Genomic DNA, 11,932 nt, shown 5'->3' with positions numbered 1-11,932 from the left:
TTATAACTATTTATATATAGTTAAGTATTTAACTGTTCGCGTAGCGTGCGCGTTTTTGTGGTTATTTTATTTGCCTATTGCCTATTCCCTACTCCCTACTCCCTACTCCCTATTCCCTACTCCCTATTCCCTACTCCCTACTCCCTATTCCCTACTCCCTATTCCCTATTCCCTACTCCCTACTCCCTACTCCCTACTCCCTACTCCCTTTGCTATTATTTTGGTTATTTTTATGGTACACTATTAATAGAGTAATCTGGTGTAATCTATGGCTAAGTTTTACTCAGAAATCAATCAAGAGTTAAGAGAGTTTATTGAGGAGCAAAAGATATTTTTTACAGCCACAGCTCCCGATCAAGGTCGTATTAACCTATCCCCCAAAGGGATAAACACCTTTCGGTGTATTGATAATAAAACAGTAGCGTATCTAGATTTAACCGGTAGCGGTAACGAGACATCTGCTCATTTGCTAGAAAATGGCAGAATGACAATTATGTTTTGTAGCTTCACTGAAAAGCCATTAATTCTCCGGCTTTATGGTCATGGTCAGGTAATTCGACCTAGGGATAAGGAATGGGAAAAATTTTACTCCCTATTCAATAGCCTACCAGGGGAAAGACAGATTATTGTATTGAATGTAGAATCTGCCCAAACCTCCTGTGGTTATGGTGTACCTTTGTATGACTTAAAAGGAGAGAGGGAAACTCTAATCAAGTGGGCGAATAAGAAGGGAAAACAGGGAATCCACGACTATTGGCAAGCCAAGAATATTGAGAGTATAGATGGGTTACCCACTAATCTTTTAGAAGATTAACCAGAATGTAGAATTTATAATTTAGAGTTTAGAATTATGCATTCACCATTCACCATTCACCATTCTATAGCAATCCTAAATCATTTGTAAAATCAGCAAAATCTGGGATTATTGCTGGGCAAGGGTTTTAGCGTTCACTTTCGCCAATATATTTCACGAATCATATAGGACTGCTATACATTCTACATTCTTAATTCTACATTCTTAATTCTACATTCTTAATTCTGCATGCTGCATTCTAACAAATAACCAAACTCACTTATTTTTTAGTTTGGTCTAGATTAGCGGCAACGCTATTGACCTCTATGGGATTTTCCTGGACTAAAGCACCATTGATATGTGATTGCTCTCCAGTAATCAAAGCAGTTGCTTGCTGTAATGCCTCGATGCGATCGCTAACGCGGTTTTGTGCTGGTAATAGTTCCAGGATTTTCAACTTTTCCAGCCTTTGCTTAACCCTACCAGTCGCACCTACGATAAACACATCACGACGTTTGTCACGAGCCTCCTTAACCATAGTCTCTATCGCTAAAGAAGCCGTCACTCCCAACAAGGTAACATCGCTGAGATCTAAGATCAGGACATCATACTTTTCTACCATCCCCATCCGCTGAGAGATACCCTTGGCTGCACCAAAGCTCATTGGTCCGCCGAGACGGAATAGGAAAATTCGACCACGAGCTTGTTTCAGAAGTTGTTTTTCTTCATAGCTCAAACTCTTTTCACCATCATCAGGAGCAGTAATTTCCTTGATTTGATTAATTTGTAGCTCACTGAGGTTTTTGACAGTCAACAGGTTGGCAATGAACACCCCAACGGCAACGGCTGTAATTAGGTCAACAAATACAGTCATGAATAACACTAAATACATTAATGCTGCTGCCTTGAGGGAGACTTGATGGGCTCGTTTGAGAAAGCTCCAGTCAATAATATCGATTCCTACTTTAATTAAGATGCCCGCTAGTACAGCATGGGGAATACTTTCAGTCAGGCTTCCCACCCCCACAACAACTTCCAGGAGCACTAGGGCATGAATCATGCCTGAAAGGGGGGTTTGACCACCAGCCTTAACATTGATTACCGTCCGCATGGTAGCACCAGCACCAGGGAGCCCACCAAACAAGCCAGCAATCGTATTACCGATACCCTGACCAATTAATTCTCGGTCAGAGTCGTGCTGGGTACGGGTAATATTATCAGCAACCATGGACGTTAACAGAGAGTCGATAGCTCCCAAGGTGGCTAACATTAGACTATAGCCAAGCATCTCTTTGAGCTGCCTGAAATCAAAGACTGGCAACTGTAGCTTGGGTAAGCCTGTGGGGATTTCTCCAATCCGTCTGAGCTCGCTGTCTGGCAGGTCTGGGAAGAAGACAACCGATATCAACGTACAGACTATCAATGCTAGTAGGGGGGATGGAATTAATCGATTCAGCCTCCTAGGTGATCCAAACATAATCACCAGAGTCAGGATTGCTAAACCAGTAGCGGCAAAATGGGGATTAGCCACAAAGGTAGGAAAATTGCCGACAGATTCCACCACACTGCCAGAACTTTCATGCCCGAAAAATGGACCAATCTGTAACAACAGAATGATCACACCAATCCCTGACATAAAGCCAGATATAACTGTGTAGGGCATCAGGGTAATGTATTTACCCAGCCGCAACACCCCAAATAAGATTTGAAATATCCCCCCTAGCATGACAACGGTAAATGCCATGGCTAGACCATTCTCTGGGTTTTTAGACACTAGCGCCGTAAACACCGTTGCCATCACTACGGTCATCGGGCCAGTGGGACCAGAAATCTGAGAGGGAGTACCGCCAAACAGAGCGGCAAACAGACCGACAAAAATAGCGCCGTAAAGACCATGAATTGCCCCAGCACCGGAGGATACTCCAAAGGCTAGGGCTAATGGTAGTGCAACAATGGCAGCAGTCAGGCCGCCAAAGACATCACCGCGCAAATTACGGAAATGTAAACCATTCACAAATTGCATGAGTGGGTAATTTAGTGAGAGAATAATACCTGCAAAGCGGCCCACATCTAATTGATTCTTTCCATATAACTTGGAATTCCTACCATGATGGTATAGGAAAATCTAAGGGGTAGAGCCATCAAAATATAGAAACCGGGATTTACCTGGGCAACACTAAAGTATATGGAAGCAAGAGTTGCTTATAGCAAGAATTGCTATATAAGATGCCATAGAATTTTACACTAGAATTTTACACTGCCAGAGGTGAAACTGTTTAGAGTTTTGGTTAATCGATAGAGTTTTAGCATTAAATCAATGGATGACTAGCACCAGAGACTCTAATCGCCCCAGGGCAAACGGAGCTAAATTCTAGAAACCTTACTCAGAAGCGATGCAGAGGTGCGACCCGTGGCGAATTTAATAATTAGATGCGGAAAGCGCACCTAACAAAGATTTAAGAATTAATAAGGATTTAACACCTAACAAAGATTTAAGAATTAATAAGGATTTAACAATTAATAAGCAAAAATACTTATCTTATCAATCTTATATCCAGAGGTGCGACCCGTGGCGAATTTAATTCGCCAACGGAAAGCGCACCTATAGGCATTTCAAAATAACATACGTTTACCCTAGTCATCTCCCCAAAGAATAATTGAGCAAGGTTAGTGGGAGTATACAGAAGGATTGGTGGATTATTTCGCAAATTCTGGTGAAAAATTGCTGGAAAATCAATTACTCTGACCAGAGATTAGACAGTCTCTGACCAGACACGACTCAATGGGACAATAGTTGCTGATCTCGAGCTGAGGTTAAATCAGATTGGGATACTCCTGGTAAGATTGGGCTAATCACTGGTAACCTATCCTGCTGTTGACGAGAAAGCATGCAAAAAATCCTGAGTTGGGCAATACTAGCTTCTGTGATTACATTACCTGTTTTACCTGTTTCGGCTGAGCAACCCCTTTTCCTGGCCTATCCCCCCCGTGACCATAAAACTACTGCAGAGAAAATTTTCTTGATTGGTACTGCAGCCCCTACTTCAGAGGTGTTGGTCAATGGTAGACCTATCCCCCGTAGCCAAAGTGGGAATTTTGCTCCTAGTTTCCCTTTGCAGCTGGGAGAAAATCGGTTTACCTTGCGCTATCTAAACCAGGAAATTCAAGTTACCGTAACCCGGCTGTCTACTGAACCACAGTTACCACAAGGTTTGGGATTTGCCAAAGATTCCCTGACCCCAGCAGCAGATATTGCTAGATTACCTGGAGAACAGATTTGTTTTGGTGCGATCGCATCCCCTCGTGCTAGGGTTTCGGTCACCCTGGGCAATCAACAGATTTCCTTACTCCCTCAATCCCAAGATGCCCAACTTCCCTCCAATTTTGCCGTATTGACTGGTCAAAACCAACCTACACCTCGTGCAGTCATTAATAACTACCAGGGATGCGCTGAATTATCACAAGCTGGTAATTTTGGCAACCCTGTGTTTCAACTAAATCTCAATGGCGAGAGAGTCAGTCAGCGGGGTACAGGTACAGTGGAAATTCTCTCTCGTAACCAGTTAGAGGTAATAGAGGTAATAGAAGAGGCTGGGGTTGCCCGCACCGGACCGAGTACTAACTATTCTCGCTTAACGCCTTTACCAAAGGGAACTAGAGTAGCCGTCACGGGCAAAGAAGGAGACTGGTTACGTCTTGATTATGGTGCTTGGATTCGCCAGAAGGAAACCAAGGTGATTCCTGGTGCAACTCCCCCGAAGTCGATTATTCGCAGTATCACCTCCCGACAGGTACCTGGAGCAACAGAAATTCTCTTTCCCCTAGAGATACCAGTACCAGTAAGTGTGCAGCAGTCCGATAAAACCTTTACCCTAACGCTACATAATCTAACGGCTCAAACGGATACAATTTTCCTGAATGATGGCCCAGTGATTAAGCGCTTAGACTGGTATCAAGTGACTCCAGACCGGGTGCAGTATAATTTTCGACTAAAATCTGAGCAGCAGTGGGGGTATGACTTAAGGTATGAAGGCACTACTCTAATTCTGTCTCTGAGACATCCACCAAACTTGAGCAGTAGAGGAATACTGGGTCTATCCACTCAGCAGTTAGCAGGAATTAAGATACTGCTCGATCCCGGACATGGGGGAGCCGAAACAGGAGCTAGCGGACCGAATGGGTATCCCGAAAAGGATGTTAATTTAGTAGTCTCGAAACTGTTGCAAAAGGAATTGGTACAACGGGGAGCAACGGTATATATGACACGGGAAACTGACAAGGATGTGTCATTACGAGACCGGATGGATATGATTCACGAACTAGAACCAACCATTGCCCTTTCTATCCATTACAATGCGCTACCCGATTATGGTGATGCTATTAATACTGCTGGGATCGGAATGTTTTGGTATCATACCCAAGCCCACGATTTATCAGTGTTTTTGCATAATTATTTAGTCCAAAAGCTCCGGCGTCCATCCTACGGAGTATTTTGGAATAATCTCGCCCTAACCCGTCCTCACAAAGCTCCTTCAGTGCTATTGGAATTGGGATTTATGATTAATCCGGTAGAGTTTGAATGGATTAGCAATCCCCAAGAACAAAGGCAATTGGCTAATGCGATCGCAGATGGGATTACTGAATGGTTGGCTACTGTGGAGTAATGCACGCTTTGTGGAATAGGGAACAGGGAATAGGTAAACAGAGGGAAACAGAGGGAAGTGTGGGGAGATGGGGAGATGGGGAGATGGGGAGATGGGGAGATGGGGAGATGGGGAGATGGGGAGATGGGGAGTTTCCAAGACCGCACTGACTCCCCTTTGGCCGACTGCATCCGTTGACAACAACAATAGTTTGAAAATGTAAACTTTTATTACTGGACTCAAGACTTTTGGCTTTGATGGTAAAATAAACTTCGCCAATTTGCTTGATAGATATATGGGCTACCCTAACTTGTTTAATTTCTCAACTGAGTGCCTGTAAATTCAAAACCATTTTCAGAGCTATCTAGTATCACTTGTTTGATGTAAGATATGTCTCGGTTTCACCTCGCATATAAATTTGAAGTAAATTCTATGACTCAGGCTGCATTTGATTACAATTCCGAATATTTTACTAGTGAAATATTCGATACCAATTATCAAGCTATAGCGTCAACAATTGTTGAAACTTATCAACCAAAACGTGTGGCAGAATTTGGATGTGGTCCTGGGCATCTTACTAGAGAGCTGGCCAGATTGGGTGTACAGGTGATGGCTGTAGATGGTTATTCGGAACCTGATTTCTCAGAATCATCTATTGAATTTCACAAACTTGATCTAAATGACGAAGTAGCCATTGCTAATCGTTTCTCCAACCAGCATTTCGATCTTGCTATTTCTCTGGAAGTTGCTGAACACCTAGAACCTGAAACATCTCCAATACTAATCAGCTGGATGACTAGTGTTGCGCCAATCGTAGTATTTTCAGCAGCAGTTCCTAGTCAGAGCGGTCATGGACATATCAATCTTCATTCCAGAGATTACTGGCACCGTTTATTCACCAAGCATAATTTTGTGGTCGCAGATCGTATTCGCGAGAAACTTAGACAAATACCTAATGTCGCTCCTTGGTATCGTTACAATATTATCGATTATCTTCAGGCGGAGCATTCTCAAGCCCCAGAAATACTAGAAGTAATTGATCGTTTGCTTGCCTCTGAATCTGCTGCATCGACCGCATACTACGAAGAATCTACGAAAATGAGACTTCTACAGCCTTACTTAAATGACCCGGTCGTTAAATGGTATTTTGGGTTGCGACAGTTTACTGATAGTTTTTTTAACAAAAGCTAATTATCAATAATCATTCAGCTGCTATCAGCCAATGGCCTTAGCCAATGGCCTTGGCTCACGGCTGACCGCTGACTGCTGAATGGTTACGTTTTAACTTCTATAACTGGCATCAATTTACCTTGAATATATCTATTGAGATCATATAACTGAAACAACTGGAACAAAAAACTGAGATCAATACTGAGACATTCTGTTCTTGTCTGGCAATTATGCTGAAACTATCGATAACTATCGATATAGCAATCAGAACTGAGATACTGGTAAGTATTTTTACTTACCTCAAGATATAGCGCTCCGGTTTCTCTGGATATCCCCTGAAGCGCGGAGGCGTTTTCTGGTTGCTTTGCCGATGTGATCGTTAAGGATGGGTTTTGGTCGGATACAAAGTACCCGCAGGGGTACTGTAAAGTTTCCTAAAATTTGCCATCATAACTAGTATAAAGCCTTTTTAGAGTAATCCTTGCATAAAAATCCCAACTCAAGGTGATAAGTAATTAAGGAGTAAAGTTACCCACTCCTAATTAACTTGATAAAAGGTTCTAACGAATCGGTAATTTCTGAAAACTTATAGGAGTCAAATCATCATGGAAAAACATCAACCAATAGAATTTTCCCTAGAACAGGAATTCAATCTTAAGGTGTTTGAGACGCAAATTCAAAACATCGACCTTGACCAAGCCAAGAATCTTCTGTGCGAGCTCTATAGACAGATGTCAATTCGTGAAATTTATTTCAGGAATTTCGTTAAGCACAGTTTAATCGGAGATCCTCCACCTTGGAGTGAGTAAGCTCAGGGGGCAAGGGATGGAAGTAAGCTATAAGCTTATGTGCTACGCACACGCGTGCGCGTTCAGCTATCAGCTATCAGCTTGTATAGCTAAGCATTCGTTTAATTTATTGCGAATAGGCGCAGCTAGCCTGGGTTTATGTTAAGCATGATAGCTGACCGCTGACCACTGACCACTGACCACTGACGGCTAAATGCTTACTTTTGTCTAATACGGTAAATTTGCAAATTAAATTCTGATTAGCTTAACCCAATTCTCCGGAATCCACAGCTAAATTACTGAAGAAACAATAAACACAGCAGTTAGAGTCAAGGCAACTGAGACATAATAACATTATTAAGTGCATCATGTAGGTAGCTATAAATACATTTAAACTGAATTGCTAAATTATCGATGAATTCAGCAACTCAGGAATTCAGAGTAATTTCTAACCTACTTACTGTTCACAGGGTCAGTTAACCAAGGCTCTCTAGCTCTAATTCACAATCAAGGAGTATCCCATGGTAAAACAAATGTGCTGGTTATCGAGCTTTGGTAGCAATGAACCAAAAATGTTGCACTTACGGACTTCCCCTTATGAGGCTTGGCGTCCGTACACAGCTTTTCCCCAATATGCTGTGCCAGATTACCCAGTACCTGGCGGTTCTAAAGGCTGGGCAACTTATCAGAAACTAAGACTCTCAGACTGGGTTTTGGTTCCTAGTGACAATGAAACTATGGATTATAAAGCAAGTTAATAATTTAGGAATTTGGATAAGCATTAAGCTATCAGCAATCAGCTATCAGCTTAATGCTTAAAAATAGCCTTAAATCTTAAAAAAATAACCTTCAAGTAAATAACCTTAGACCTACTCTTCGGTAACGCCAAAGGCCAACAAAGAGGGTGCATCTCATTTTTGTTGTTTGACAAGGTGGTGCGTTACGGGGCGTGCTGTCTAAACCCTGGCGCTTGAGCGGAAAGCGATGCAGCGCGGTCTTGGGAAGGCAGCGCGGTCTTGGGGGTTCCCCCCATGAGCGACTGCCGTGGTTTCCCCCACTCGCTATTGCATCAAGACAATGAGGCCCCCCTAACACACCCTACGCAACTTTTTTACAAATATGAGATGCACCCAACAAAGAAATAACCTTAAACCTTCAAAAGTAAAACTAATCACTTAATCAGCTATCAGCCGTTGGCCTTTGGCGAAAGGCTGATAGCTGATAGCTGATAGCTTAATGCTTACATTACTTGAGTAGATAAGGACTGGTTAACTTATCTAACTGTTGCACTAACAGGCTAAGGAATAAACCGACATCAGTGACAACACCAACAGATTCTACTGAACCGCGATCGCTTAATTTTGTCACTACAGCGGGGTTAATATCCACACAGACCATCTTCACTCCGGCTGGAGTCATATTCCCGACGCCAATAGAATGGAGCATAGTAGACAGCATCAAGATCATATCTGTCCCTTCCAATAACTTGGCATACTCTTCCTGTGCTTTAATCAAATCCATCTGGGTATCTGGCAGAGGACCATCATCTCGGATGGAACCGGCTAGGACAAATGGTACGTGATTGCGGATGCACTCATACATCACCCCTTTAGTTAATACACCCTGTTCTACAGCTTGGGCAATGCTACCGCAGCGACGGATAGCATTGATTACTTTGAGATGGTGTCGGTGTCCACCATGGACAACTACTCCTCGTTTCATATCCACACCCAAGGAGGTTCCCATCAGGGATTGCTCGATGTCATGAACTGCGATCGCATTTCCCCCTAACAGCGCCTGAACATACCCTTGTCGAATCAAACGGGATAAATGTTCACTACCGCCAGTGTGAATTACCACAGGTCCTGCTGTCACTACTACTCTGCCCCCTTGGTCCCGGATTTGGCGCAGCTCCCAAGCAATTTGTTCGACTACTAATTCTACCCGGCGCTCACTAGAGACCCCAGATGCCATAAAACTAAATTCCTGCTGATTGCGTTGTTCACGGGATTGAGTTTTGCGCACCGTGCGGATTCCTTCTACTCCCACGATCACCTGCTCTCCAACTTCCAAATCCCGCAGCACTTTACAACGAGCTATCACACCATCTGGGGTTTCAGTTATTGCGATCGCACCATCCATGCGTTGATGTTGTACCTTCACCCACTCACAATTAACCCGTACTTCCGTCGGATAAATGGTAGTAACATAAAAGTCATCAGGAGCAACCCCTGCTTGAGTCACAGGTTCCAAGTTAGCATCACACACCTCTTGGGCAGGAGTGACAGCTCCTAGATCAATTAGCTTGGTCATAATCTCTGCCATCACCTCATGATCTGGTGCAGAGACTTTCAGTTCAGCATTAGAGGTGCTTTGCCGCTGTGTTCCTAGGTCGAAGTTAAGTACCTGGAAGCTACCCCCACCTCCTACAATTAAATCCAAGGCACGGCTGATGATACCAGAATCAAGCAAATGACCTTCCAAACGAATAATGCGGCTTTCAACCGGTTGATTGCCATGGATTTCACTGCGGACTGGTTCAGTTACCCGTAAGGTTAGGCATTTAGCAGCACCACCAGCTTTGAGAAATTCCGTCAAGGGGGTTTCAATCACCTCAAACCCAGCTTGACCAAGCCGATCTTTAAGGCGATCGCTAACTTTGTTCATCACTACAAGTTGATCAATATTGACCGCATTGCAAGCAAAGTTCACTGCATCAGCTTCCTCAATGGCAATTCGTTTTTCCGGTGCTACCCGCATTTCGATTAAGCGGTTGGAATAGGAATCAAATGCTGGGGGATAGTAGAGTAAATAGCCACCACTCAGGGGACAGAAGCAAGTGTCCAAGTGATAGAAACGTTGATCCATTAGGCGCAGGGACACAACTTCAATATCTAGCCATTTAGCAAGGTATGGATGGGAATCAAGTTCTGAGCGGAAGCCATAGCCAGCCCATAGCCAACGCCCTTCCCGGTCTAGCAGAGCATCCCCAGCTCCTTCAAAGGGTAAGTCTTGAGGAAGTTCATAAACAGTGTAGCCATTGTCATTAAACCATTGCTTGAAATAAGGTTCTTCTCCCTGGCGCTCTTTGTGGAGGAAGCGGCTAAGCACTACATTCTTGCCCAAGACTAATCCAGCATTGGCTGTAAATACCATATCTGGCCAACCGGATTGAGGAGAAACTAAATCGACTAGGGCATGCTCTTTGATGACATAGTGCAGTTTTTGCCACTGTTCTACAGCGCGATCCCTTGATGACTTGTGAATATTTCCTTCCATCCAAGGATTAATCACATAATCCACATCGTAGTGGTCAGGGGGACACATGAGGAAGCGAATTGATTCTGTCATAGTCGATTTCTGATCTGGTAGATACCTACACGACCAAGGTAAGTCAGCAATTAAACCAATGTCACGACAATTTGCCATTGACAGGGGAGTAGGTTAAGTTGGTGGATTGGTCTTATATATAAAGGCTAACCCTTAATTATACCATGAAAAAAATATTTATAACTAGACTGAAGCGAATTCTGCTTACCACCAGCATCAGTATTGTGAGTGTCCCAGTTTTGTTCTATGGCGGATTGCTGGTCAAGCGTCCGCTTCCCACCGACAAGCAGCAACAACTTTTCCAAGGCATTGTGTATCAAAGAGATGCTCGCAACTCACCCCGTCCGCTGATGGTACATACTGTTACCATAGACCTAACCGCACCAGGAATTAAACTGTTAGTAACACCAGGAAATAAAGTCGATAAAAATGAATTTGCTGCCCGGACTACTTCGGAATTTGTGCAGGAGTTTAACTTACAATTAGCTATTAATGGTAGTTTTTTTTATCCTTTTCGCCAGTATCCACCGAACTCCTATCCTAAACCTAGTGATCCGGTCATAGTACAAGGGCAAGTTATCTCTGAGGGGAAATCCTATGCTCCTCCAAAAGCAACTTCCTCAGTGCTTTGTATTTCAAAGTTTCTCCGCGCTCAAATTTATCAAAACCGTTGTCCTATAGGTACATCTGAGGGACTAGCCGGTAGAGAAATTTTACTAAAAGAAGGAAAGCCAGCAGTATTGGGAGGTCGTGGAGGTGAGAACCTATTCTCTCCCCGCACTGCTGTCGCTATTGATAAATCAGGCAAAACTTTGTGGTTAATTATTGTTGATGGTCGCCAACAATTTTACAGCGAGGGAGTTAGTTTGGCTGAGTTGACTAAGATTATTAAAGAATTAGGAGCCGATAGCGCCCTAAATTTGGATGGGGGTGGTTCCACCACTCTCGTAATAGCAAATAAGACTAAGTTACGGGTATTAAATTCACCGATTCAGACCCGTATTCCTACCCGCCAACGTCCAGTTGCCAACCATCTGGGAATTTATGCTTTGCCGGTAGATAACAGGGAGTAGGGAATAGGGAGTAGGGAGTAGGGAGTAGGGAGTAGGGAGTAGGGTAAAAACTATCACCATTAATTGATGATTTTTATAGCTATTTTATACCAAACTATAGTAGTTAATAAACCCCATTAATATAATACAGTTTAA

The 11,932-nt window shown here is 43.3% G+C and carries 9 protein-coding genes; 7 read left to right on the top strand and 2 right to left on the bottom strand.

Annotation, left to right across the window (positions count from 1 at the left end):
* The coding region (locus F6J99_RS15185) for a hypothetical protein (RefSeq protein WP_293113653.1) at positions 1-247 on the top strand (247 nt) is incomplete at its 5' end.
* A 21-nt stretch (positions 248-268) separates the two neighbouring features.
* Positions 269-814: a pyridoxamine 5'-phosphate oxidase family protein gene (locus tag F6J99_RS15180; RefSeq protein ID WP_293113652.1), complete on the top strand. Its 546-nt coding sequence runs from the start codon at positions 269-271 to the stop codon at positions 812-814.
* A gap of 259 nt (positions 815-1,073) precedes the next feature.
* Here F6J99_RS15180 and F6J99_RS15175 read toward each other — a convergent pair whose 3' ends face one another.
* Positions 1,074-2,816: a SulP family inorganic anion transporter gene (locus F6J99_RS15175; RefSeq protein ID WP_293113651.1), complete on the bottom strand. Its 1,743-nt coding sequence runs from the start codon at positions 2,814-2,816 to the stop codon at positions 1,074-1,076.
* Between the two features lie 865 nt (positions 2,817-3,681).
* Between F6J99_RS15175 and F6J99_RS15170 the strand changes: the two genes are divergently transcribed.
* The 4 genes from F6J99_RS15170 to F6J99_RS15155 all read left to right on the top strand — a co-directional run bounded on the left by F6J99_RS15170 (position 3,682) and on the right by F6J99_RS15155 (position 8,152).
* Entirely contained in the window at positions 3,682-5,457 is a 1,776-nt protein-coding gene (locus tag F6J99_RS15170) for an N-acetylmuramoyl-L-alanine amidase (RefSeq protein ID WP_293113650.1), read from the top strand.
* Between the two features lie 411 nt (positions 5,458-5,868).
* Complete coding sequence (locus F6J99_RS15165; protein WP_083305685.1) at positions 5,869-6,627, top strand: methyltransferase domain-containing protein; 759 nt, start codon at positions 5,869-5,871, stop codon at positions 6,625-6,627.
* Between the two features lie 584 nt (positions 6,628-7,211).
* Positions 7,212-7,415, top strand: coding sequence for an NblA/ycf18 family protein (locus F6J99_RS15160; RefSeq protein WP_070395823.1), 204 nt, complete (start codon positions 7,212-7,214; stop codon positions 7,413-7,415).
* Between the two features lie 500 nt (positions 7,416-7,915).
* Positions 7,916-8,152: a hypothetical protein gene (locus tag F6J99_RS15155; RefSeq protein ID WP_070395824.1), complete on the top strand. Its 237-nt coding sequence runs from the start codon at positions 7,916-7,918 to the stop codon at positions 8,150-8,152.
* Between the two features lie 487 nt (positions 8,153-8,639).
* Here the strand turns inward: F6J99_RS15155 and F6J99_RS15150 are convergent, their stop codons facing one another.
* A complete protein-coding gene (locus tag F6J99_RS15150) occupies positions 8,640-10,745 on the bottom strand; it encodes a TIGR00300 family protein (RefSeq protein WP_293113649.1) in 2,106 nt (701 codons plus the stop codon).
* A gap of 143 nt (positions 10,746-10,888) precedes the next feature.
* On the opposite strand from F6J99_RS15150, the gene F6J99_RS15145 reads away from it, so the two are divergent.
* Positions 10,889-11,797, top strand: coding sequence for a phosphodiester glycosidase family protein (locus F6J99_RS15145; RefSeq protein WP_293113648.1), 909 nt, complete (start codon positions 10,889-10,891; stop codon positions 11,795-11,797).
* The last annotated feature ends 135 nt before the right edge of the window (positions 11,798-11,932 follow it).

The sequence above is a fragment of the Moorena sp. SIO4G3 genome, from assembly GCF_010692305.1.
Lineage (GTDB): Bacteria > Cyanobacteriota > Cyanobacteriia > Cyanobacteriales > Coleofasciculaceae > Moorena > Moorena producens_A.
The sequence above is the reverse complement of the archived record's forward strand: the minus strand, read 5'-3'. Positions and strand labels throughout refer to the sequence as shown.